The sequence below is a fragment of the Vibrio ichthyoenteri ATCC 700023 genome (assembly GCF_000222605.1).
Lineage (GTDB): Bacteria > Pseudomonadota > Gammaproteobacteria > Enterobacterales > Vibrionaceae > Vibrio > Vibrio ichthyoenteri.
Genome location: NZ_AFWF01000007.1, coordinates 1 through 22,877, shown reverse-complemented (window position 1 = coordinate 22,877; position 22,877 = coordinate 1). Strand labels below are relative to the sequence as shown.

22 protein-coding genes and 1 pseudogene are annotated in these 22,877 nt (G+C 45.1%); 8 read left to right on the top strand and 15 right to left on the bottom strand.

What is annotated here, in order from left to right; genetic code table 11:
• Positions 1 to 93: 93 nt before the first annotated feature.
• Complete coding sequence (rsmI, locus tag RH85_RS01125) at positions 94 to 957, bottom strand: 16S rRNA (cytidine(1402)-2'-O)-methyltransferase (RefSeq protein ID WP_006710339.1); 864 nt, start codon at positions 955 to 957, stop codon at positions 94 to 96.
• Between the two features lie 63 nt (positions 958 to 1,020).
• On the opposite strand from rsmI, the gene RH85_RS01120 reads away from it, so the two are divergent.
• From RH85_RS01120 to RH85_RS01105, 4 genes are read left to right on the top strand one after another with little or no spacing between them, the layout of a single operon-like run.
• Positions 1,021 to 2,916 carry a penicillin-binding protein activator gene (locus tag RH85_RS01120; protein ID WP_006710338.1) on the top strand — a complete coding sequence of 632 codons (1,896 nt, stop codon included), beginning with the start codon at positions 1,021 to 1,023 and terminating at the stop codon, positions 2,914 to 2,916.
• Positions 2,897 to 3,259, top strand: coding sequence for a YraN family protein (locus tag RH85_RS01115; RefSeq protein ID WP_006710337.1), 363 nt, complete (start codon positions 2,897 to 2,899; stop codon positions 3,257 to 3,259). The genes RH85_RS01120 and RH85_RS01115 overlap by 20 nt, the downstream gene beginning before the upstream one ends.
• A 3-nt stretch (positions 3,260 to 3,262) precedes the next feature.
• On the top strand, positions 3,263 to 3,853 hold the full coding sequence (locus RH85_RS01110; protein ID WP_005594056.1) for a phosphoheptose isomerase: 591 nt from the start codon (positions 3,263 to 3,265) through the stop codon (positions 3,851 to 3,853).
• Positions 3,854 to 3,857: 4 nt separating this feature from the next.
• The gene (locus RH85_RS01105; RefSeq protein ID WP_006710336.1) at positions 3,858 to 4,427 is read left to right on the top strand and encodes a BON domain-containing protein; all 570 of its coding nucleotides are present in this window, start codon (positions 3,858 to 3,860) and stop codon (positions 4,425 to 4,427) included.
• A gap of 81 nt (positions 4,428 to 4,508) precedes the next feature.
• Here RH85_RS01105 and sspB read toward each other — a convergent pair whose 3' ends face one another.
• The 8 genes from sspB to zapE all read right to left on the bottom strand — a co-directional run bounded on the left by sspB (position 4,509) and on the right by zapE (position 10,837).
• Positions 4,509 to 4,997, bottom strand: coding sequence for a ClpXP protease specificity-enhancing factor (sspB, locus tag RH85_RS01100; RefSeq protein ID WP_006710335.1), 489 nt, complete (start codon positions 4,995 to 4,997; stop codon positions 4,509 to 4,511).
• Positions 4,998 to 5,007: 10 nt separating this feature from the next.
• A complete protein-coding gene (gene sspA, locus RH85_RS01095) occupies positions 5,008 to 5,643 on the bottom strand; it encodes a stringent starvation protein SspA (protein WP_005594053.1) in 636 nt (211 codons plus the stop codon).
• A 100-nt stretch (positions 5,644 to 5,743) separates the two neighbouring features.
• On the bottom strand, positions 5,744 to 6,481 hold the full coding sequence (locus tag RH85_RS01090; RefSeq protein ID WP_006710334.1) for a cytochrome c1: 738 nt from the start codon (positions 6,479 to 6,481) through the stop codon (positions 5,744 to 5,746).
• Positions 6,478 to 7,743, bottom strand: coding sequence for a cytochrome b (locus tag RH85_RS01085; RefSeq protein WP_006710333.1), 1,266 nt, complete (start codon positions 7,741 to 7,743; stop codon positions 6,478 to 6,480). The genes RH85_RS01090 and RH85_RS01085 overlap by 4 nt, the downstream gene beginning before the upstream one ends.
• Entirely contained in the window at positions 7,743 to 8,336 is a 594-nt protein-coding gene (gene petA, locus RH85_RS01080) for a ubiquinol-cytochrome c reductase iron-sulfur subunit (RefSeq protein WP_006710332.1), read from the bottom strand. The genes RH85_RS01085 and petA overlap by 1 nt, the downstream gene beginning before the upstream one ends.
• 321 nt (positions 8,337 to 8,657) lie before the next feature.
• A complete protein-coding gene (rpsI, locus tag RH85_RS01075; RefSeq protein WP_005594049.1) occupies positions 8,658 to 9,050 on the bottom strand; it encodes a 30S ribosomal protein S9 in 393 nt (130 codons plus the stop codon).
• 14 nt (positions 9,051 to 9,064) lie between these two features.
• Entirely contained in the window at positions 9,065 to 9,493 is a 429-nt protein-coding gene (gene rplM, locus RH85_RS01070) for a 50S ribosomal protein L13 (protein ID WP_005594047.1), read from the bottom strand.
• Between the two features lie 240 nt (positions 9,494 to 9,733).
• On the bottom strand, positions 9,734 to 10,837 hold the full coding sequence (zapE, locus tag RH85_RS01065; RefSeq protein ID WP_006710331.1) for a cell division protein ZapE: 1,104 nt from the start codon (positions 10,835 to 10,837) through the stop codon (positions 9,734 to 9,736).
• Between the two features lie 187 nt (positions 10,838 to 11,024).
• On the opposite strand from zapE, the gene zapG reads away from it, so the two are divergent.
• The 3 genes from zapG (at position 11,025) to degS (ending at position 14,248) form a co-directional block, all read left to right on the top strand.
• Positions 11,025 to 11,474: a Z-ring associated protein ZapG gene (zapG, locus tag RH85_RS01060; RefSeq protein WP_006710330.1), complete on the top strand. Its 450-nt coding sequence runs from the start codon at positions 11,025 to 11,027 to the stop codon at positions 11,472 to 11,474.
• A gap of 150 nt (positions 11,475 to 11,624) precedes the next feature.
• A complete protein-coding gene (locus RH85_RS01055) occupies positions 11,625 to 12,992 on the top strand; it encodes a DegQ family serine endoprotease (protein WP_006710329.1) in 1,368 nt (455 codons plus the stop codon).
• A 191-nt stretch (positions 12,993 to 13,183) separates the two neighbouring features.
• Positions 13,184 to 14,248: an outer membrane-stress sensor serine endopeptidase DegS gene (gene degS / locus RH85_RS01050; RefSeq protein ID WP_006710328.1), complete on the top strand. Its 1,065-nt coding sequence runs from the start codon at positions 13,184 to 13,186 to the stop codon at positions 14,246 to 14,248.
• Positions 14,249 to 14,366: 118 nt separating this feature from the next.
• On the opposite strand, the gene parC is transcribed toward degS, so the two are convergent.
• From parC to nudF, 6 genes and pseudogenes are all read right to left on the bottom strand, one after another.
• Entirely contained in the window at positions 14,367 to 16,652 is a 2,286-nt protein-coding gene (gene parC / locus RH85_RS01045; protein WP_006710327.1) for a DNA topoisomerase IV subunit A, read from the bottom strand.
• Positions 16,653 to 16,655: 3 nt separating this feature from the next.
• Positions 16,656 to 18,536 (bottom strand): DNA topoisomerase IV subunit B, encoded by a 1,881-nt coding sequence (gene parE / locus RH85_RS01040; protein ID WP_006710326.1) that lies wholly within the window; start codon positions 18,534 to 18,536, stop codon positions 16,656 to 16,658.
• Between the two features lie 261 nt (positions 18,537 to 18,797).
• Positions 18,798 to 19,379, bottom strand: a complete 582-nt coding sequence (gene yqiA / locus RH85_RS01035; RefSeq protein ID WP_006710325.1) for an esterase YqiA — start codon at positions 19,377 to 19,379, stop codon at positions 18,798 to 18,800.
• Positions 19,380 to 19,418: 39 nt separating this feature from the next.
• A pseudogene (cpdA, locus tag RH85_RS01030) lies at positions 19,419 to 20,240 on the bottom strand (3',5'-cyclic-AMP phosphodiesterase).
• Between the two features lie 9 nt (positions 20,241 to 20,249).
• Entirely contained in the window at positions 20,250 to 20,690 is a 441-nt protein-coding gene (locus tag RH85_RS01025; RefSeq protein ID WP_006710323.1) for a DUF1249 family protein, read from the bottom strand.
• Positions 20,678 to 21,307, bottom strand: coding sequence for an ADP-ribose diphosphatase (gene nudF, locus RH85_RS01020; protein ID WP_006710322.1), 630 nt, complete (start codon positions 21,305 to 21,307; stop codon positions 20,678 to 20,680). Before nudF ends, RH85_RS01025 begins: the two co-directional genes overlap by 13 nt.
• A 230-nt stretch (positions 21,308 to 21,537) precedes the next feature.
• Here nudF and tolC point away from each other — a divergent pair, with 230 nt between their 5' ends.
• Positions 21,538 to 22,845: an outer membrane channel protein TolC gene (gene tolC / locus RH85_RS01015; RefSeq protein WP_006710321.1), complete on the top strand. Its 1,308-nt coding sequence runs from the start codon at positions 21,538 to 21,540 to the stop codon at positions 22,843 to 22,845.
• Positions 22,846 to 22,877: the final 32 nt, after the last annotated feature.

Below are 22,877 nucleotides of genomic sequence, written 5' to 3'. Positions count from 1 at the left end.
CGCTTCTAAATTTTCGCTTCTAAATTTTCGCTTCTAAACTCTCGCTTCTAAATTCCCGCTTCTAAATTCTCGCCTCTCGCTCCTAAAACCCGCTTAACCTAAATTCTCTAAACCCCATTTGTAGAGGGCATTTTTCTTTAGGTTGTAAATCTCAGCAGCTAAGGCTGCAGCTTTTTTTAGAGGCAGCTCTTTAGTCAAAATAGAGAGGGTGCGAGTCACTTCGTCTGGCAGAGTTTCTTCTGCGACTTCACGATGACCATGAACTAGCAAGACCATTTCACCACGTTGCTGGTTGCTGTCTGATTTAACCCATTCAATTAACTCACCTAACGGTAATCCTTGGAAAGTTTCAAATGTTTTGGTTAACTCACGGGCTAGCACAACTTCACGTTGTGGACCAAGAATGTCTAACATGTCTTCTAAAGAGTCTAAAATGCGATGTGGTGACTCATAAAAGATACAAGTGCGCTCAACTTTGGCAATTTCCAGTAACTTATCTTTTCTCGCCTTGCTCTTTGGTGGTAAAAAGCCCTCAAAGCTAAAGCGATCAGAAGGTAAGCCCGACGCACTCAAGGCAGTAATAACCGCACAAGCCCCAGGTAGAGGAACAACTTTAACCCCGGCTTGACGACATTGATTGACGAGATGGTATCCTGGATCACTGATAAGTGGTGTACCGGCGTCCGATACAAGAGCAATGGATTGACCTGATAATAATTTTTCGACTAAAACTTGCGCTTTTTGTTGTTCATTATGATCATGCAAAGGAAAGGTTTTTGTCGGAATATTAAAGTGCGCTAACAGCTTGCCTGTATGACGAGTATCTTCCGCCGCAATCAGATCAACACTAGAAAGCACCTCAATGGCACGTTGAGTAATATCACCTAAATTGCCAATGGGAGTGGGTACAATAAAGAGAGTTGGGATCTGTGCTGGTAAGGTTTTATTATCTGTCATTTGTTTAGCATCACTTCAACGATTAATATAGACACAATTTTATACGGAATTAACGAATAACTCATGGCCATAAATAACCAAAAGCGACTAAGTGTAACACGCTTACTGACTCCTGTAGCCCTTGCGGTCGTATTAGCAGCGTGTTCGTCTACTTCATCAACACCAAACTACGTTGATATTACGCTCGACCCAACCCAATCAGCGACAAACTATTTAATGCGCGCTGATAGCAGTGAGGGGAGTTTACAAAACGACTGGTTAATTATGGCACTCAAAGCCGCCGTAGAATCCAATGACACCGCCCAAGCGGATCTGCTGATCAAACGCCTAGCTCGTCAGCCTCTCTCTGACATGCAGCAAGCTGAATGGCAACTTTCACGCGCCACGTTGCTGTACAACAACGAACAGTTTGCACAAGCGTCACAACAGCTTAACTTCCTTCCGTCTTGGCGCCTTGCCAATGAGCAGTGGAAAGATTACCACCAGCTACGCGCGGACATTTTTGCCAAACAACAAAATTTCTTTGATGCGGCACGTGAACTTTCACTCCTTGCTGAGTTTGAAGATCAATCGCAACAAAGCTATCTAGCAGAAGGCGTTTGGCAAAATTTAACCCACTCTCCAGCACAGCAGATTAGCCAGTTTAATGCTGCAACAAGCAATAATGCTTTTGATGGTTGGGTGCAATTAGCTCAGTACAATTCGACCTTAGCGAGCAACATTCCGCAATTAAAAAGTAAATTAGAGCAATGGCTGGCTGAAAATCCGTCCCATCCAGCGGCACTTTATACGCCTCAGGGCATTATTGATATCTTGTCGTTAGACGTAACAAAACCCGTCAATACGGCTTTGTTATTGCCACTGTCGGGTAAATTTGCCAAGCAAGCACAACTGATTCGTGATGGTTTTATCTTGCAAATGATGAGTGACGAGCAGCGTGACCCAAATGCAACCTTAACGGTTATCGACACCAACAGCACTGATGCCGATGTGTTGCAACAAACCTTGATTGAAAAGAATATCGATTTTGTTGTCGGCCCATTGGTGAAAGGTAACATTGTTAAACTGCAACAAGCTCAAACAGCATCAGGTAGCCCACTACCAATGTTGGCGCTTAATATCCCAGATGAAGTGATGCCAGGAAGCAATATTTGTTACCTCGCACTCTCACCAGAGCAAGAAGTGGCCCAAGCAGCAAAACACCTCTTTGCTCAAGGCTACCGCTACCCGTTAGTGCTTGCGCCGCAAGGAAAACTAGGCAAACGTGTCGTTGAAGCATTTGAAGAGGAATGGAAGACTTTCAGTGACAATAAAGTCGCAGTGAACCTATTCACGGATAAACGCCAACTTCAGCTCAACATTAATAACGCGTTTGGCCTGCAAGAAAGCCAACAACACATCGCGCAAATGGAATCCCTACTAGGTATGCAGCTTGAAAGTCAGCCACGTAGCCGTCGTGACATCGACGCGGTATACATCGTCGCCGGCAGTGCTGAACTAACGTTGATTAAACCATTTATTGAAGTGGCGATTAACCCAGACACCAACCCACCAAAACTGTTCTCAAACTCAAGCAGTAACAGTGGCCGTCAGCAATACGAAGACCTCACCGGTGTGATGTACAGCGACATCCCACTACTGATTCAACCAAATAGTGCCATTGAAGCGCAAATGAATCAGATGTGGCCAAAAGGTTCAAATGCAGAGAAGCGTTTGCAAGCCCTCGGTATGGATGCGTACTTACTGATGGAACAACTACCACAAATGAAAGTCGTTCATGGCTACAGCATCGATGGCAATACCGGTGTTCTCTCCATCGATGATAACTGCGTAGTGCAGCGTGAAATCAGTTGGGCTGAGCATGGTAACACCAGCAGCAGTGTCGTAACTCAAGATGCAACCGCAACTGATGACACCACTGAAATCAATATCGATGCCGATGCTGAGCAAGTTAACTAAAGGGCTTTTTTTCGAGTCCGCCGCTGAACAACATCTTGTTAGTTGCGGACTCAGCAAAATTGCGAGAAACTTTCGCATCAAAGGTGGTGAGATCGATTTGATCATGCGCGACCAAGACGCCATCGTCTTTGTTGAAGTACGCTACCGCCAAAATCAAAACTATGGGCATGCTGCAGAAACGGTCACCTACAGCAAACAACAGCGTTTAATTAAAACGGCCAATGTTTGGTTAATTAAACAAGGATTGTCCGTTCATTCGACTAATTTTCGTTTCGATTTAATCGCTATCCATCAAGATGGCAAACAGATTGATTGGATCAAAAACGCCATAACTCAAGGGTAACCAATGCTAGAGAGCATTAAAGAAAGCTTTACCGAAAGTATTCAAATCCAAATTGCAGCAGCAGAGGCGCTGCCAGATGCCATCACCCATGCTGCGCAAGCTTTAGTGTATAGCCTACTTAATGGCAATAAAGTGCTTTGCTGCGGTAACGGCGGCTCTTTATCTAATGCTCAGCAATTCGTCTCCTGCTTGCTAAACCGTTTTGAAACTGAACGTCCTAGCCTGCCTGCGATGGCGTTGACTGCTGATAACACCACCTTAACGGCCGTCGCGAATGACTACCACTATGAGCATATTTTTTCTAAGCAAGTACGCGCATTCGGCCAACCGGGCGATATCCTACTCGCGATCTCTACCAGTGGTAACAGTAAGAACATCATCAAAGCAATGGAAGCTGCGGTAACGCGCGATATGACCATCATTGCCTTAACCGGTAAAGACGGCGGCGAAATGGCTGGTCTACTGGGCGAAAATGATGTTGAAATTCGTATTCCATCTCACAGAACCGCACGAATCCACGAGGTTCATATGGTGACCTTGCACTGTTTATGTGATTTGATAGATCAGGTTTTATTCCCCACTCACGAAGAGTAACGAAATGAACTTAATCAAAGTTTTATTGATTGCCAGCCTTGCAGTGTCGACCAGCGGATGTGTCGGCTTGTTTGTGGCTGGTGCTGCAACAACGGTCAGTGTTGTCACCGACAATCGTTCCACCAAAGAGATTTGGAACGACAATAATATCGAGTTTGAAATCGCAGGCATGACTAACAAAGCTCCTTATCGTGGCAACGTAAGAGCGACAGCCAGTGCTTACAATGGCATTGTGGTATTGATGGGCCAAGCGAGCACTCAACAGCTATTGAATGAGTTTGAAGACCAAGCGCGCAAAGCTCCTGGGGTGACGCAAATTCATAACCAAATCCGAGTACAACAGCCGCTTTCCCTTGGTGAAATCAGTCACGACAGCTGGATTACGACAAAAGTAAAATCGGCGTTACTGACCAATGAAGAACTAAGCACAGTGAAGATTAAAGTTATCACAGAAGGTGGCGAGGTCTTTTTACTCGGCTACGTCTCACGTGCACATGCTGATCTTGCGGCAGAAATTACCCGCAATGTCTCTGGCGTAAAACAAGTCATCAAAGCTTTCCAGTACGGTGACTAGTGAGTTAGAGATTCAACCAACCGGGATCGAGTGATCATTAGGTATAAAAAAAGCAGCTTACGCTGCTTTTTTTGTACTTATCTACTTAACGACACGAAGACTAGGACGGCCTTTTGGTCTTGGCGGTTCATCATCTGAATCGTCAGAAGCAGTCTCAACACTTTCTGTTGCTAATGATAGATTGCTGATCTCATCCATCTCTTCGATGAACTCTTCTTCAATCTCATCAAATGAATCCATGTACGCATCTTCTGGTTCAAACATAGTGCCTGCACCATTTTCACGAGCGTAAATAGCTTGTACAGCATAGAGCGGTACAACCACCACATGAGGACGGCCGCTAAAGCGAGCATTAAAAGTGACTTCATCATCACCTAATTGCAAGTTGCCGACTGCACGTGGTGCAACATTAAGAATAATCTGACCGTCTTGGACAAACTCTTGCGGTACACGAACACCTGGCAGTGTAGCTGCAACCACTAGATGCGGTGTCAAGTCGTTGTCCACTAGCCACTCATAAAATGCGCGCAGCATGTATGGGCGGCGTGGTGTCATGTTCGAAATATCCATTAAACGCCTATTAACGCAATAGACGCATTTCGCGCTCAGCTTCAGTCAATGAAGCTAAGAATGAATCACGTTCAAATACGCGGTTCATGTAGATTTTCAATTCTTTAGAGCCAGGGCCTACCAACTCGATACCTAGTTGAGGGAGACGCCATAGTAGTGGCGCTAGGTAACAATCGATAAGGCTGAATTCTTCGCTCATAAAGTATTCATATTCTGCAAAGACTGGGCCTAGAGTCAGAAGGTCGTTACGAAGTTTGTTACGTGCAGCTTCAGATTCTTCAGCAGTACCGTTAACCACTTTCTCTGCTAGTGAGTACCAGTTCTTTTCGATACGGTAGATCATTAGACGGCTGTTACCACGAGCAACAGGGTAAACAGGCATTAGTGGTGGATGAGGGAAACGCTCATCTAGGTATTCCATGATGATTTTTGAATCGTAAAGAGCAAGCTCACGATCAACCAAAGTAGGAACCGTTTTGTATGGGTTCAGCTCGATCAATTCCGCAGGTAGGTTAGCTTCGTCAACTAACTCAACCTCAACGCTTACGCCTTTTTCAGCAAGAACAATACGTACCTGATGGCTATACATATCAGATGCACTTGAAAATAGAGTCATCACGGAACGTTTATTGGCAGCTACAGCCATGGAGCCCTCCAGCACACTTACAGGAATAAAAACAACAATGGAGGCTAAGCCTCCATTGTTAAATGTTAAATATGGTATTTAGCGCTGTATGATAGCATATTTAATGCACATCACGCCAATACTCTTTCTTGAGCAGCACGACAACTATAGTGAAGATCACTAAGAAGGCCATTACCCACCAGCCTAAAGCGTGGCGTTCAAGTTTGACTGGGTCACCGGAGTACTCCAAGAAATTGACCAAATCACGCACCGCTTGATCGTACTCTTCTTGGTTTAACTCACCAGTTCCGTCAGATTCAACGCCAACAACCGTTTCAACCGTTTCGCCATCAACCATCTTAGTTTCAATGATTGGTAGAGGGATACCTTGTAGCTCTTCAAGTACATGTGGCATACCTACACTTGGGAAAACAATATTGTTCACCCCAAATGGACGAGCAGGATCGGCATAGAAAGAACGTAAATAAGTGTATAACCAATCTGTACCGCGCACGCGCGCTACCAAGGTTAAATCTGGTGGCGGAGCACCAAACCATTTCGCGGCAGACTCATCTGGAATGGCATTTTCCATCAAGTCACCAATTTTGGCATTGGGATCAAAGACCAAATTTTCTTTCATTAGATCGAGCGGAATACCGATATCCGTTGCGACACGCTCATAACGTTGGTATTGAGCGGAGTGACAAGCAAAACAATAGTTCATGAACAATTTTGCACCATTTTGCAGTGATGCTTGGTCGGTCAAATCATTGTTGGCTTTATCTAATGGTACATTCGCACCGGCTGCCATAGCCAAAGATGGCAACATTGCAAATAAAATTACAATCCACTTTTTCATTTGAATGTCACCCTCTCTGGTAGTGGTTTCGTGGCTTCATTCTTACTGTAGAAATACAGCAATACGAAGAACATGAAGTAACCTAAGCTAAAGATTTGCGCAAGTAATGTGTACAGCGCCGTTGCAGGCAACGCACCCAAAACACCCAATGCAACAAAACAGATGGTGAACTGAATAATATTGAATAAGTGGAACTTACTGCGGTAGCGGTATGAACGTACTTTACAACGATCCAACCAAGGCAGAACAAACAACACTGCGATAGAAGCCCCCATCGCGATAACACCTAACAGCTTGTCAGGAACCGCACGCAAGATGGCATAGAATGGTGTGAAGTACCAAACTGGCGCAATGTGCTCTGGCGTTTTCAGTGGGTTTGCAGCTTCAAAGTTAGGTGGCTCAAGGAAGTAACCGCCCATCTCTGGGTTGAAGAACAACACGTAGCAGAATAAGAATAAGAAACCAGCTACACCAACCAAGTCCTTAACCGTTCCGTATGGGTGGAACGGGATGGAATCAATGACATCATACTTCTTGGTATAGTAGTCATGGAATTTGAATTGTGTTTGGTAGTCATCACCCATGCTGCCTTTAGGCAATTTGGTTTCAATACCGTCAGGGTTATTCGAGCCTACTTCATGCAATGCCAATACGTGCAGCACAATAAGCAGCAGTAACACTATTGGTAGCGCAATAACGTGTAGAGCAAAGAAACGGTTTAGCGTTGCGCCAGAGATCACGTAGTCACCACGAATCCACAGTGTCAGATCATCACCAATCACCGGAATCGCACCAAACAACGAAATAATTACCTGAGCACCCCAGTACGACATTTGTCCCCAAGGTAGTAGGTAACCCATAAAGGCTTCAGCCATCAGCACTAAGAAGATCAACATACCAAACACCCACAATAACTCACGTGGCTTTTGATAAGAGCCGTAGATCAAACCACGGAACATGTGCAGATAGATCACAACGAAAAACGCGGAAGCGCCAGTTGAGTGCATGTAACGCAGCAACCAACCATACTCAACGTCTCGCATGATGTATTCAATCGATGCAAAAGCACCATCGCCCGATGGTACGTAGTTCATCGTTAACCAAATACCCGTCAGGATTTGGTTAACCAGCACTAACATCGCAAGTGAACCAAATAAATACCAGAAGTTAAAGTTCTTCGGCATCGGATATTCAGAAAGGTGTTTCTTATACGCGTTCATTGCGGGTAAGCGTTTTTCTACCCAATCAAGTAGAGCTTGCATTATGCCTCCCCTTCTTCATCAACACCGATCATGATCTTGGTATCGCTCAGATACATGTGCTTAGGTACGACTAGGTTTAGCGGTGCCGGTACCCCTTGGAATACTCGACCAGCCATATCAAATTTAGAGCCGTGACATGGGCAGAAGAAACCAGATTTAACCCCCTGAACTTGTTCACTAAAACTGTCAGGCAAATAGGTAGGAGAACAACCAAGGTGGGTACAGATGCCAACGGCAACAAAGTATTCAGGTTTGATAGAACGGTAAGCATTTTGCGCATACAGCGGTTGCTGCTCTTCCCCAGAGGAAGGATCGCGTAACTGCCCATCCAGTTCTTTTAATGTATCAACGACAGTTTGAGCGCGGCGTACAACCCATACAGGTTTGCCTCGCCACTCGACACGCACCATTTGCCCTTCTTCTAGCTTGCCGATATCAACGGAAACTGGGGCTCCTGCTGCTTTTGCTTTTTCACTTGGGTTCCAAGATTTAATAAAAGGAACGGCAACCGCAGCGGCCCCTAACCCACCCACAACAGCTGTTGTGGCGGTTAGAAAACGTCTACGACCGTTATTTAAAGGCGCATTGCTCATCCAAACATTCTCCCATTTGCTCCTTTTGGATTCTTGTTATTCCTTACCAAAGAGCATGGCTAACAAATTAAGTTTGTTGTATTTATTTGATGGCAAATGATAAATAAAACCCCACTTTCTGACAAGGTAAAGCTACTTATTTGTAACATTTAAGGATACAAACGCCAATGTCGTCACAAAAGAAGAACACAGAAAACAACTAATTTGGAAGGGAAGATTGGGAAAAGAGATTTTAGAACGCAGAAAAACAAAAAGCCTGGCATAAGCCAGGCTTTGAAACCACATTCCAGTAATACTGGAAGCGAAATCTTTGTAAAAAGATTAACGCTTAGAGAACTGTGGTTTACGACGTGCTTTACGTAGACCAACTTTCTTACGTTCAACGCAACGAGCGTCACGAGTAACGTAGCCAGCTGCACGTAGAGCAGGACGGAAAGACTCATCGTATTCCATTAGAGCGCGTGTGATACCGTGACGGATCGCACCAGCTTGACCAGAAATACCGCCACCTTTAACAGTAACGTATAGGTCTAGTTTCTCAGTTAGTTCAACTAGCTCAAGAGGTTGTTTAACAACCATGCGAGAAGTTGGACGACCGAAGTATTCATCAAGGCTACGCTTGTTGATTACGATGTTGCCAGTACCCGGTTTGATAAAAACACGAGCAGCTGAGCTTTTGCGACGGCCAGTGCCGTAGTATTGATTCTCTGCCATTTCGAAATCCCCGATTAGATGTCTAGAACTTGTGGTTGTTGAGCAACATGGTTGTGCTCAGCACCAGCGTAAACTTTAAGCTTACGGTACATAGCGCGGCCTAGAGGACCACGTGGCAACATACCTTTAACAGCAAGTTCAAGAACCATCTCTGGTTTCTTAACAATCAGCTTTTCAAAAGTGATTGATTTAAGACCACCAGGGAACTCAGTGTGACGGTAATACACTTTACCTTTAGCTTTGTTACCAGTTACAGTAACTTTCTCAGCGTTGATAACGATGATGTAATCACCAGTGTCAACGTGAGGAGTGTATTCAGCTTTGTGTTTGCCACGTAGGCGAGATGCAATTTCACTTGCTAGACGGCCAAGAGTTTTACCTTCAGCGTCTACAACATACCAGTCGCGTTTTACAGTTTCTGGTTTAGCAACGAAAGTTTTCATGCTAATAATAACCCGTTAAATTAAATTTAAACTTAAAGGAGCAGTTATGCTCCCACTGTCTAAGAGCCCAGTCATCACCCCTTCGAGTGGGTGGCACTCTTGGTCAAAACCTTGGAAATTCATCCAAAAATGACCTGCAGTAACGGTGGGTCGCAAGATTATAGAGAAGTGAGTTGAAAAAATCACCTCTTTTTTAAATAAAAATATGACTTTTTCTTTACTGCAAATTTCATCCAGCCTTTATGCCAAGTGCTCTCTAGCAAGATACTCGTGGCTTTGCATTTCCGTTAGGCGTGATAAACAACGTTTAAACTCAAATTCCAACGTTCCCGCAGTATAAAGCTGCTCTAATGGCACTTGCGACGAAATAATCAATTTCACGTTTCGCTCATAGAACTCATCCACTAAAGCAATAAAGCGTCTTGCTGCATCATCGACTAATTGATGCATCTGGATAACATCCGCCAACAATACACTATGGTAAATCTTAGAAATTTCGATGTAATCATTTTGGCTACGCGCGGTTTGGCACAACTGAGCGAAAGTCGCGTGCAGAACACCATCTGCTGCTTTTAGTACCGTCACTTGGCGATGATTAATCTCAATAGCCGAAACCGATGCTTTCCCTTCCCCAATCAACTGCTGGTAATAAAGGTCAAGATTTTCACGCGCTTTAGCGTCCAACGGGTAATGGTATATCTCCGCCTGTTCTAATGTTCTCAGACGGTAATCCACCCCACTATCGACATTGAGCACATCACAGTGAGTTTGAATTAACTGAATCGCAGGCATGAAACGCGCGCGCTGCAACCCATTGCGATAGAGATCATGAGGTGGGATATTTGAGGTCGCCACCAATACGACTCCTCGTTGAAATAGCGCTTGGAACAAGGTGCCTAAGATCATGGCGTCAGTAATATCAGACACAAAGAACTCATCGAAACAAATGATCTCCGCTTCTTGTTTTAAAATATCGGCGACAGATTCAAGCGGGTCACTCACATCATTTAGGCCGCGCAATTCATCATGCACACGCAACATAAATCGGTGGAAGTGGACGCGCATTTTTTTTTCAATCGGCAGCGCATCAAAGAAGGTGTCCATTAAATAGGTTTTACCGCGCCCAACGCCCCCCCAAAAATAAAGCCCATTAGGCGCTTCTGGTGGCGCCGGTGTTTTACCTAACCATGATTTCCATTTAGGTGTCACGACGACGGGTGTCTCTATATAAGTGACCATTTGATGGTATAGCGAATCAAGCGCCTGAACCGCTTGGAGTTGGGCATCATCTTTTTGAAAACCATTGTTCTCAACATCTTGTTGATAGCGTTGTAATGGTGTCATGGCTAGACCTTATATCACTGCAGCACTTAACTATCCTGAAACCGGCTGTTGATATTTACTGCAGAATCATTGGATAGAGTCACACGCATTTTTCTTTATTGGTTTAAGGTCTCATAGTAACATGGTCAACGAGCATCTGTAATCAACTAGTAAACAGCATGTTAAACTAAAATAATAAGGAGTAACTATGCCTTGGATTTATGCCCTTGTTGGCCTGCTTGCAGGAACAGCTCTTGGTTTTATCATCTCGCGCTTCACTACCCCGGGATACAAGAAACAAAAAAATCTCCACAAAGATCTAGAAACTGCGAAATTCCAGTTAGAACAACAAAAACAAGAATTGTCAGATCACTTTGCGCAAAGCGCAGAAATGCTCGACTCACTTGGTAAAGAGTACACTCGTCTCTACCAGCACATGGCAAAAACGTCAGCAGAATTGCTGCCAAACATGCCGGAACAAGACAATCCTTTCGCGCAAAAAATTGCTTCTCAAAACAGCACCCAAAGTGAAAGTAAAACCGCAGAGTCTAATGACGAAGCACCAAAAGATTATGCCTCTGGTGCCACAGGCCTGCTGCGCGAACAGAAAAAAGACATTCTTCACTCACCAGAAGATACCACTGCTAAAGCGTCATAATAATCCCCAACTCCAACAAGGTTCCCAGTGAACTTTGTTGGAGTTTCTCAGTCATACTTCCATACATAGCAATTGATTTACTGTAAACAAATCAAGATCAAGCCGAATCGTTATCACTGAAATCGGTCTTCACTGTATAGGAGTTATTTGATGAACAAACCTTTACTTGCTTTAACTGTCCTCTCTTTAAGCATCAGTGCCATCATCACACCTCTACCCGCGACAGCCGCGCTGCCTTTAGCCGTTGGTGGAGAGCAGTTACCAAGTTTGGCTCCAATGCTAGAGCGGGTGACCCCGGCAGTTGTTAGTATTGATGTTGAAGGCACTCATGTCGCCAAACAACGAATTCCTGATCAATTCCGTTTTTTCTTCGGTCCAGACTTCCCCGCGGAGCAGCAGCAAGAGCAACCATTTAGAGGCCTTGGCTCTGGCGTTATTGTTGATGCTAAGCAAGGCCACATTGTCACCAACTACCATGTCATCAAAGGGGCGGAAAAAATTCGCGTCAAATTACATGATGGCCGCGAGTACGATGCGGAATTAATTGGTGGCGATGAAATGTCTGATGTCGCGCTACTCAAATTAGAACAAGCTAAAAACCTGACTCAAATTGAACTGGCTGACTCAGATAAACTTCGTGTCGGTGATTTCACTGTGGCCATTGGTAACCCTTTTGGTCTCGGACAAACCGTCACATCCGGTATTGTTTCTGCTCTCGGTCGTAGTGGCCTCAACTTAGAAAACTTTGAAAACTTCATTCAAACCGATGCGGCGATCAACAGCGGTAACTCTGGCGGCGCACTGATCAACCTCAATGGTGAATTGATTGGTATTAATACCGCAATTTTTGGTCCTAATGGCGGTAACGTCGGAATAGGTTTTGCCATTCCTTCCAACATGATGAAGAACTTAACCGAGCAAATTTTGGAGTTTGGTGAAGTAAAACGCGGCATGCTCGGTGTGCAAGGTGGCGAAGTAACTTCTGAACTGGCCGAAGCGCTGGGGTATGAATCAAGTAAAGGGGCATTTGTCAGCCAAGTAGTGGTCGATAGCGCCGCCGATAAAGCTGGCATTCAAGCCGGTGATATTATCGTCTCTATCAATGGCAAAACCATTAGCTCATTCCATGAATTAAGAGCAAAAATAGGCACACTTGGCGCAGGTAAGAAAGTCACCTTAGGCATCATTCGCGATGGCAAAGAAAAATCTATGAATGTCACTCTCGGTGAACAACAAAATGCTAAGGCGAGCGCCGAAAAACTGCATCAAGGCTTAACAGGCGCCAACCTAACTAACACCAACGCCAGTGATAGCGTGCAAGGTGTCAAAGTTTCTTCAGTTGAAACTGGCTCACCTGCCGAAGCTTATCAACTGCTCGCTGGGGATATCATTGTTGGCGTCAATCGCCAACGAGTGAAAAATCTCGGCGAGTTACGTAAAGTGGTAGAAAAGCAATCGGGGGTCTTAGCTCTGAACATCCAACGTGACAATCGCACCATCTATCTGGTGGTACGTTAATTCCCACAACTTGCGCTTCCATGAAGAGCTTTCATGAGAAAACACGAGGACAACTCACATCAGGCGTTGTCCTCGCGAAGCAGTAAAACGCGATATTGATTTAAAAGGACAACGGAGAAATTCGCTGTCCTTTTTATATAATGCTATCCTTGATTGTTTGTTGCCTGTATGACATTGATTTTAGGGATAGTATGCTCGGTTTTATTTTACGTTCTGTAGGGCTAGGTTTAGCCACCGCGGCGTTGCTATTGATAGCCGTGCCTTCTCTTCGCACCAATATATTGCCTGAGAACATCACCAATCCAGTCAGCAATATTGCTTCAATGCAGCTATCGTTCAATGAAGCGGTCCATAGAGCGGCACCGGCTGTCGTCAATATCTATAGCCGCAAATACACCGAAGATGATCGCTCTAAGCTGCTGACTCAAGGACTTGGTTCTGGAGTCATTGTTAGTGAGAAAGGCTACATCATCACTAACTACCATGTGGTCGCTCAAGCAGACCAGATCATTGTAGCACTGCAAGATGGACGCGCTGCCGCCGCACAGTTGGTTGGAAAAGACCGCCGCACAGACATTGCGATCTTGCGAGTGGAAGGTTCAAATCTACCGGTAATTCCACTCAACCCAGATTACAAAGCCAAAGTGGGCGATGTGGTATTGGCGATTGGTAACCCATACAATCTCGGTCAAACAACCACTTTTGGCATTATCTCCGCCACAGGCCGATCTTCTATCAGCGCCGATGGTCGCCAAGCGTTTATCCAAACCGATGCTGCGATTAACGAAGGTAACTCTGGTGGTGCGTTAGTCAACACTCGAGGCGAGCTTGTAGGTATCAACACCGCCTCATTCCAACAAGCGACTGAGCTTGAAACCTATGGTATCTCATTTGCGATTCCCTACTCGTTAGCTAACGTCATCATGAACAAGATTATCGCTGATGGTCGAGTCATTCGTGGTTATATCGGTATCGATGGACAAGATATCACTCCGGTCACGGCTCGGTTGTTAGGTAATGAACATATCGGCGGTATCGTGGTGTTGGGTGTAGACCCCAATGGCCCAGCGGCAAATTCAGGTTTCCAAGCACAAGACGTGATCCTAAAAATCGACGGGCAAAAAATCAACGGCCGCCAAAGCGTGATGGAAATGGTCACGGATTTAAGACCCGGTACCACTGTTGATTTATTGGTTTTACGTAAAGGCAAAGAGTTGACTATCCCCGTCACCATAATGGAAGACACGCGCGAATAGCGGCCAGTGATCACCATAAGCGCGATGACTCTTCCAAGCGCTTTTTCCAATAAAAACTTAATCAAAGCACAAAACAAAAATCCCAGCCAATGGCTGGGATTTTGATTATCTGGGTTGGTTATTCACCATCAGCAGGCATTTCATTGCTGGTGTCCGTTGCCACCTCAACTTCAATACTGGTGACTCGCTGTAGTCCTCTTGGTAATAAACCACCACGACGACCACGTTCTCCGCGGAAGTTTTCCAAATCTGACGGCTTCAAGCCCAGCTTGCGCTTACCAGCATACAGGGTAACCGTGCTATTTTGCGGAATAGAAATTAGGTGAGAAACAATTTCCTCACGCTCTTTCGCTTTCGCCGCTGGTATATTGATGATCTTATTACCCTTACCTTTACCTAATTGTGGCAGTTCCTTAATTGGGAACAACAACATACGGCCTTGGTTAGTGATCGCTAAGATTTCATCATTTTCTAAGTCATTAATGGTTTGTGGCACAATCACTTGTGAATTCTGCGGTAAACTCACCAACGCCTTACCGCTGCGGTTCTTCGACAGTAACTCTGCGCCTTTACACACAAAACCATAACCCGCATCAGAGCCAATCAGCCATAGCTGATCATCTTCGCCCATCACCACTTGACGAATCGATGTACCTGGCGCCACATTTAAGCGTCCGGTAATGGGTTCACCTTGGCTACGAGCGGATGGTAATGAATGCGATTCTAATGAATAGCTACGACCATCACTGCCTAAGAACACCGCTTGCTGGTTACTCTTACCACGCGCATGCGCAAGGTATTGGTCACCAGACTTGTAGCTCAAGCTCTCGCCATCAACTTCATGGCCTTTGGCATGACGAATCCAGCCTTTTTCAGACAGTACAACAGTAATCGGCTCACTTGGAACCAAATCACGTTCAGTCATCGCTTTTGCTTCAGCTCGCTCAATTAATGGAGAGCGGCGATCATCACCATACTTCTCAGCATCGGCTTTGATCTCTTTCTTCAGCAAAGTATTTAAACGACGCTCAGAACCTAACAACTGCTCTAATTTTTCGCGCTCTTTCTCGAGTTCGTCTTGTTCACCGCGAATCTTCATCTCTTCTAACTTCGCTAAGTTACGAAGTTTGATATCTAAAATCGCATCCGCTTGAATGTCAGAAACCCCAAAGCGTGCCATTAACACCGCTTTCGGATCATCTTCAGTACGGATAATCTCAATCACTTCATCAAGGTTGAGATACGCAACCAGCAAACCTTCTAAGATGTGCAGACGAGCCATCACTTTATCAAGACGATATTGTAGACGACGTGTTACGGTATCACGGCGGAATTCAATCCACTCAGATAGGATTTGTACTAAGCCTTTAACTTGAGGACGATTATCAAGACCAATCATGTTCAAGTTAACGCGGAAGCTCTTTTCAAGATCCGTTGAAGCAAACAGGTGATTCATCAACTGATCGCAATCAATACGGTTTGAGCGTGGCACAATCACGATACGAGTTGGGTTCTCATGATCCGACTCATCACGCAGATCGTCGACCATTGGCAGCTTCTTCGCACGCATTTGGTTGGCAATTTGCTCAAGCAGCTTCGCACCAGAAGTTTGGTGCGGCAGCGCCGTGATGACAATGTCTGAACCTTCTTTATGCCATACCGCGCGCATCTTAATGCTGCCACGGCCGGTGCGGTAAATTTTTTCAATTTCCGCTTTTGGCGAGGTAATTTCGGCTTCAGTCGGGTAGTCAGGGCCTTTAACAAATTGCATCACATCGGATAATTCCGCTTTTGGATTATCGATCATGTGAATTGTCGCATCGACCACTTCGCGCACGTTGTGTGGCGGAATGTCGGTCGCCATACCAACTGCGATACCGGTAACACCATTTAGCAGGATATGTGGCAAACGTGCTGGCAACATTTGCGGCTCTTTCATCGTGCCGTCAAAGTTTGGTTGCCACTCCACCGTGCCTTGGCCTAATTCGCCAAGCAAAACTTCCGCAAACTTTGACAGTTTTGCTTCGGTATAACGCATTGCCGCGAATGATTTTGGATCGTCAGGCGCACCCCAGTTACCTTGACCGTCAACCAATGGGTAACGGTAGGAGAATGGCTGAGCCATCAATACCATCGCCTCATAACACGCAGAGTCGCCGTGAGGATGGTATTTACCCAACACGTCACCAACGGTACGTGCTGATTTCTTATACTTTGCCGATGCCGAAAGACCAAGCTCCGACATGGCATAGATAATACGTCGTTGAACCGGTTTCAAACCGTCGCCAATATACGGCAACGCACGGTCCATAATTACGTACATCGAATAGTTTAGATAAGCGTCTTCAGTGAACTTGCGCATTGGCAACTGTTCAACGCCATCAAAGGTAATTTCTGTAGACATTCGTTAAACCTCTGCCAAATCGCCGTTGCGTTGCAGCCATGCGCGACGATCGTCGGCACGCTTTTTACCTAGCAACATATCCATCATTTCCATGGTCGCTTCATTGTCATCAATGGTTAACTGAACAAGACGACGCGTATTCGGGTCCATGGTGGTTTCGCGCAACTGAAGTGGGTTCATCTCACCCAGACCTTTAAATCGCTGCACGTTGATTTTGGCTTTTTTCTTCGATAGACGTTCAAGTACACCTTCTTTCTCGTCATCATCAAGGGCATAGAATACTTCTTTGCCACAGTCGATGCGGTAAAGTGGCGGCATCGCTACGTAAATATGACCCGCTTCAGTCAGCGTTCGGAAATGGCGGGTAAATAGCGCACACAATAGTGTTGCGATATGCAGCCCATCCGAGTCCGCATCGGCAAGGATACAGATTTTACCGTAACGCAATCCGCTTAAATCATCACTATCAGGGTCAATACCCAAAGCCACAGAAATGTCATGCACTTCTTGTGATGCAAGCACTTGATCAGCAGCCACTTCCCACGTATTCAAAATCTTACCGCGCAATGGCATGACCGCCTGGAATTCACGATCACGGGCTTGTTTAGCCGAGCCGCCTGCCGAGTCCCCTTCCACAAAGAAGATTTCAGTGCGGTTAAGATCTTGTACCGAACAGTCGGTTAATTTTCCTGGCAACGCAGGACCTGAGGCAATTTTCTTACGTACGACTTTCTTACTTGCACGCATACGGCGGTGGGCATTGGCAATACACACTTCCGCCAATTGCTCAGCCAACTGAGGCTTCTCGTTTAACCATAAGCTAAACACGTCTTTCACCACGCCAGAGACAAATGCTGCCGTTTGACGAGAAGAAAGGCGTTCTTTGGTTTGGCCTGCAAACTGAGGATCTTGCATTTTAACCGAGAGAACATAAGAACAACGGTCAAATACATCATCACCGGTTAACTTCACTCCACGTGGGAGCAAATTGCGGAATTCACAGAACTCACGCATGGCATCAAGCAAACCTTGGCGCAGACCATTAACGTGAGTACCACCTTGAGCGGTAGGGATCAGGTTAACGTAGCTTTCGGTGATCATCTCACCGCCTTCAGGTTGCCAAATGACCGCCCAGTGTGCCGCTTCCGTTTCTGCAGAGAACTCGCCAGTAAATGGCACTTCAGGCAAGACTGTATAGCCTTTTACGCCTTCAGCTAAATAATCGGTTAGACCATCTTCGTAGAACCAGCGATGCTCTTGATTGTTTACTTTGTCAGAAAAGGTAATTTCTAAGCCTGGGCACAAAACCGCTTTGGCACGTAGGTTGTTCACCAAGCGCGTCACAGAGAAGTTCGGTGAATCGAAATAACTGGTATCTGGCCAGAAATGTACACTGGTGCCTTTATTACGGCGACCACATGTGCCTGTTACGGTCAGCTCTTCAACTTTATTACCGTGTTCAAACGCCATTTCATAGATCTGGCCGTCACGTTTTACCGCAACTTCAACACGTTTAGATAGGGCGTTTACTACTGAGATACCCACCCCGTGAAGACCACCAGAGAACTGGTAATTTTTATTCGAGAACTTACCACCAGCATGCAGCTTACAGAAAATCAGCTCCACACCTGAGATTTTTTCTTCTGGGTGTATATCTACAGGCATGCCGCGGCCATCATCAATAACTTCTAATGATTGATCGGCATGAAGAATAACTTGTACCTTAGAGGCATGTCCGGCGAGCGCTTCATCGACACTGTTGTCGATAACTTCTTGGCCTAAATGGTTTGGACGCGCTGTATCCGTATACATCCCTGGTCGGCGACGTACTGGCTCCAAGCCATTAAGAACCTCAATGGCTCCAGCATTATATTGTTCAGTCATAATACGGAATTATCGTTATAGAGATTTAATGGTTACCATGCAGAGCGCTTAGTCAGCCTAGGTGACATTGGTTAAAAAACGTCACAAACGCTGAATCTCTCAGCGTTTTTCAACTGCAATAGTACAAGGGGAACATAGTCTGGAAGAGACCAGTTTATGTCAAGTGAGATACGTAAGTAACAAGCAAATTTATGACTCTTCCCTCAATGAATGGCAAAAAAAACCACAATTCAATCGTAGAAGAAAACCATTAACTTCGGGCTACAACTTTAAGAATTCGATGATTTGTTGTGGGTAACGTTCGAACTCAACAAAGCTATGATCACCACCCTGTTCGACGGTCTGTTTTGCTAACGCGTACTTGGCGACCGCTTGGCGATAATCCAATACTTCATCTTCTGTTTGTTGCAAAAGCCAAAAATCACTAGGGTTACTTAATTGAACAGCATCGAGAGCTTTTAGCTCATCAATGTGGTGTTCGTGTAAAACATAATGTTCGTGTGTGTAGGGATTTTCTTGTTCACCAAGATAATCCATCAATAATTCATAAGGTTTAACCGCAGGGTTAACCAGTACCGCTTTAAAACCAAATTGAGCGTTGAGCCAAGTTGACATGTAGCCACCAAGCGAACTCCCAACCAAGCCAATGTGATAATCCGGTTGATATTGTTCAATCAGGCTGATGAGGTGCTCTGCCGCCTGCTGAGGAAAACAAGGAAGTTGAGGGATAACCACTTTGATATCGGGTCTATGCTGCGCACAATATTGCTTCATCACATTGGCTTTATGTGACAAGGGAGAACTGTTAAAGCCGTGAATATAAAGCAATAGTGAAGGTTTCATCGCAGAACTCTCAAAGTAAGATAAGCTCAAGCGGCGAAATTAGTAACCGCTTGAATCAAAATTGGGCAAGAATAAACCGCCAGCAAGACGCTGGACTTGTGTTTCAAATCGACCATCGGGGTACAAGGTTAGCTCTCACCAGCCCGGAGAACAAGTATCTAAAGCAAAGTCATCGCTATTAGGCTTGAACTGCACACAGGTCGATGGCGTCGCGATCACAGTCGCGCCACTGAATTCTTTCTGCATATCTTGGTGTACATGACCACACAAAATAGCACGCACATTATTATGCTTTGCCACCACTTGCCAAAATTCATCGGCATCTTTTAAGGTGTGCTGATCTAACCAAGCACTGCCAACTAACACCGGGTGATGGTGCAGTAAAACCAAACTATGACGTTCAGGATGCAAACTCAATTGATGATCAAGTAAATCTAACTGTTGCTGACTCAAGCGGCCATGAGGCACCCCTTCAACTTGAGAGTCGAGCAAAATCATCTGCCAATGGTCACCCAACAACGAATGTTCTGCTTGTACGATCTGATTTGAGGGTAATACCGTTCCCATACTTGGCTTGTAATCATGGTTGCCCGGAAGCCAAAAGCACGGTTTTTCCAACGGCTCAATGCCTTGCGCAAAACGTTGGTACGACACATCGGTATGATCTTGAGAGATATCGCCCGTGGCGAGAATAGCATCAAAGTCAAAACCTTGCTGACGCACGGCTTCGACAACGGCTAAAAAGCTGTCATTAGTATTCACGCTAAGCAAACTCCCGTCCTCTGCGGCAAACAGATGGGTATCGGTAATCTGCACTAACTTGATAGTGTCTGTAACTGATGAGCTTGACGAAACTTTCAAAACTAAAACCTAGATATTTAGTGGCGAACGGCTAATGCCATGCTTTAAACAAAACGATAACCAATCCCCTAAAAAACGATTCAATTGAGCTTTCTCATCTTTTTGAACCATTTTATCATTCGGGTAATCGTATCGAGCCTTAACTCGATTTAAATAATCACTACTACACACTTCTGCCACACGAGCATCGTGGTAGAGCCTGACAGACATTTTCGGCAATGGAAATACTGGAACGTCATCACTTTGACAAATATCAACCAAAGTTGTGTACTTTGTGACTTCTCCCACGAGTATTTGATAAGACATGCTCGCCGCTTGATAGCAACGTACATCACCGACACTCGGTTGCGTCGGCAACAGTGCATTCAATTTTGCATAGTTGGTTTCATACACACGCATCAACTCTGCTAAATCAACATGATACGGTTTTCTATTGGCTAGTTGTCCCATTCGCTCTTCAAACGCTGATAATTGAGCTGTAACCATTGCAAGGCAATAATCGACGCACCATTTTCAAATCGGCCATCAACTACCCATTGATAAGCCTGCTCACGACTTACCACATGCACACGAATATCTTCACCTTCATAGTCTAAACCATGAACGCCGTACGCGGTGCTTGCATCGACTTCACCAACAAAGACATCCAATTTTTCAGAGCAGCCACCAGAAGAAGGATAATAAGAGGTCACTTTGGCCAACTTTGCCACCTCAATTCCGGCCTCTTCCTGTGCTTCTCTGCGCACGACATCTTGGGCGCTTTCATTGGGATCAATAATCCCAGCGACAATTTCTAGCTGCCAAGGTTGCGCATGTTCAAGTGCACCCACTCGAATTTGCTCGACCAAAACCACTTGATCGGTTTTGGCATCATAAGGCAACAATGCCGCTGCATGGCCACGTTCAAACATCTCACGATCAATCTCTTGGCTCCAACCGCCTTCAAACAGTTTATGCTTGAATCGGTACTTAACCATTTTGAAAAAGCCTTGATAAAGCGTCTCTTTTGAGATTATTTCGACATCTTCGCTTGTAAACTGTGGAGATTGATCGTCAGCCTGTTGCATTTTGCACCTCTGTCAGTGAATCTAATAGTTTACTCAGAGAACAGCGCTTGTTCCATCGACACACTTCAACTTTTTGTATAATTTTTCTAGATTTTTTTAGGTTGAGCCTGATTTTATTGCACAGCTGGACAATTATTTGTAAAAGAATGCAAAGTTTAGAGTGAATTAGCGTCAATTTGAGTTAAACTCTTGAACAATTGACCTCTTTTTATTTGGCAGGGATCGAACCCATGAAAAAACTGCTTCCACTTTTTATCAGTGCAGCACTCGGTAGTCTTAGCACTTCTGCTTGGGCAGATACGCTGACAGAAATTTACAACCAAGCAAAGGACAACGATCCTACGCTACTTAGCGCAGCAGCAACGCGTGACCAAGCTTTTGAAGCGATTACGTCTTCTCGTGCAACGCTATTACCTCAGATATCTTTGACGGCGGGCTATGAGATTAATCGTGGTGAAAACCATAACCTATCGACAGATAGCGACGGCTGGAAAGCCAGTGTAGGTTTTACCCAAGAGCTATTCGACCGCTCTAGCTGGATTACGCTTGATATTGCAGAAATGTCTGCACGCCAAGCTGATGCAGCCTACGCGGCTACTCAACAGGCGCTAATTTTGCGCGTTGCACAAGCTTACTTTGACGTTCTAAGCGCTCAAGATAACCTAGTGTTCGTTCAAGCAGAAAAAGCCGCGGTTGCTCGCCAACTAGAACAAACCAAACAACGTTTTGAAGTGGGCCTATCGGCAATTACTGACGTTCATGACGCACAAGCACAATACGACTCAGTACTGGCAGACGAAGTTCTAGCACAAAATGATTTAGTTAACAGCTATGAAGGTCTACGTGAGATCACTGGCCAAGAACATACTAATCTAGAAGTGTTAGACACCAAGCGCTTCTCTGCAAGCAAAACATCTGTTGCAATTAACCAGTTAGTTGAAGACGCTCAGAAAACTAACCTTAGCCTATTATCTAGCCGTATTAAGCAAGATATTGCCAAAGAAAACATTGCTAATGCTAGCTCTGGGCACTTGCCAACACTAGGACTTAGCGGAGGCTACACGCTTACTGATATCGATAGCGATATGAACAGCACAGACTCCGATAACTTAAATTTAGGCCTACAACTTGACGTTCCGCTATACACTGGTGGCGCAGTAACATCAGCCACTAAACAAGCTGAATTTGGTTACGTCGCGGCAAGCCAAGATCTAGAAGCCACTTACCGTAGTGTAGTTAAAGATGTTCGTGCCTTTAACAACAACATCAGCGCTTCAATTGGTGCATTGCGCGCTTACGAGCAAACTGTTATCTCTGCAGAATCAGCACTAGAAGCAACCGAAGCGGGTTTTGATGTAGGTACGCGTACTATCGTTGACGTATTAGACTCAACACGTCGCCTATATGACGCGAACAAGAGCCTATCAAACGCACGTTACGACTACATCCTAAGCGTACTGCAACTGCGCCAAGCAGTAGGTACTCTGAGCGAGCAAGATATCTTAGATGTGAACGCAGGCCTTAAACCAGCCAAGTAAATCATACTAAGAAATACGTAACATCAAAAAAG

Coding starts and splice junctions, on each gene's coding strand:
- degS (WP_006710328.1), top strand. CDS start 13,184: ATGCTCGGTTTTATTTTACGTTCTGTAGGGCTAGGTTTAGCCACCGCG.
- RH85_RS01105 (WP_006710336.1), top strand. CDS start 3,858: ATGAACTTAATCAAAGTTTTATTGATTGCCAGCCTTGCAGTGTCGACC.
- parE (WP_006710326.1), bottom strand. CDS start 18,536: ATGACTGAACAATATAATGCTGGAGCCATTGAGGTTCTTAATGGCTTG.
- rpsI (WP_005594049.1), bottom strand. CDS start 9,050: ATGGCAGAGAATCAATACTACGGCACTGGCCGTCGCAAAAGCTCAGCT.
- tolC (WP_006710321.1), top strand. CDS start 21,538: ATGAAAAAACTGCTTCCACTTTTTATCAGTGCAGCACTCGGTAGTCTT.
- petA (WP_006710332.1), bottom strand. CDS start 8,336: ATGAGCAATGCGCCTTTAAATAACGGTCGTAGACGTTTTCTAACCGCC.
- RH85_RS01115 (WP_006710337.1), top strand. CDS start 2,897: ATGCTGAGCAAGTTAACTAAAGGGCTTTTTTTCGAGTCCGCCGCTGAA.
- yqiA (WP_006710325.1), bottom strand. CDS start 19,379: ATGAAACCTTCACTATTGCTTTATATTCACGGCTTTAACAGTTCTCCC.
- sspB (WP_006710335.1), bottom strand. CDS start 4,997: ATGGATATTTCGAACATGACACCACGCCGCCCATACATGCTGCGCGCA.
- RH85_RS01055 (WP_006710329.1), top strand. CDS start 11,625: ATGAACAAACCTTTACTTGCTTTAACTGTCCTCTCTTTAAGCATCAGT.
- sspA (WP_005594053.1), bottom strand. CDS start 5,643: ATGGCTGTAGCTGCCAATAAACGTTCCGTGATGACTCTATTTTCAAGT.
- nudF (WP_006710322.1), bottom strand. CDS start 21,307: ATGCAACAGGCTGACGATCAATCTCCACAGTTTACAAGCGAAGATGTC.
- RH85_RS01120 (WP_006710338.1), top strand. CDS start 1,021: ATGGCCATAAATAACCAAAAGCGACTAAGTGTAACACGCTTACTGACT.
- zapG (WP_006710330.1), top strand. CDS start 11,025: ATGCCTTGGATTTATGCCCTTGTTGGCCTGCTTGCAGGAACAGCTCTT.
- parC (WP_006710327.1), bottom strand. CDS start 16,652: ATGTCTACAGAAATTACCTTTGATGGCGTTGAACAGTTGCCAATGCGC.
- rsmI (WP_006710339.1), bottom strand. CDS start 957: ATGACAGATAATAAAACCTTACCAGCACAGATCCCAACTCTCTTTATT.
- RH85_RS01090 (WP_006710334.1), bottom strand. CDS start 6,481: ATGAAAAAGTGGATTGTAATTTTATTTGCAATGTTGCCATCTTTGGCT.
- RH85_RS01110 (WP_005594056.1), top strand. CDS start 3,263: ATGCTAGAGAGCATTAAAGAAAGCTTTACCGAAAGTATTCAAATCCAA.
- zapE (WP_006710331.1), bottom strand. CDS start 10,837: ATGACACCATTACAACGCTATCAACAAGATGTTGAGAACAATGGTTTT.
- rplM (WP_005594047.1), bottom strand. CDS start 9,493: ATGAAAACTTTCGTTGCTAAACCAGAAACTGTAAAACGCGACTGGTAT.
- RH85_RS01085 (WP_006710333.1), bottom strand. CDS start 7,743: ATGCAAGCTCTACTTGATTGGGTAGAAAAACGCTTACCCGCAATGAAC.
- RH85_RS01025 (WP_006710323.1), bottom strand. CDS start 20,690: ATGGGACAACTAGCCAATAGAAAACCGTATCATGTTGATTTAGCAGAG.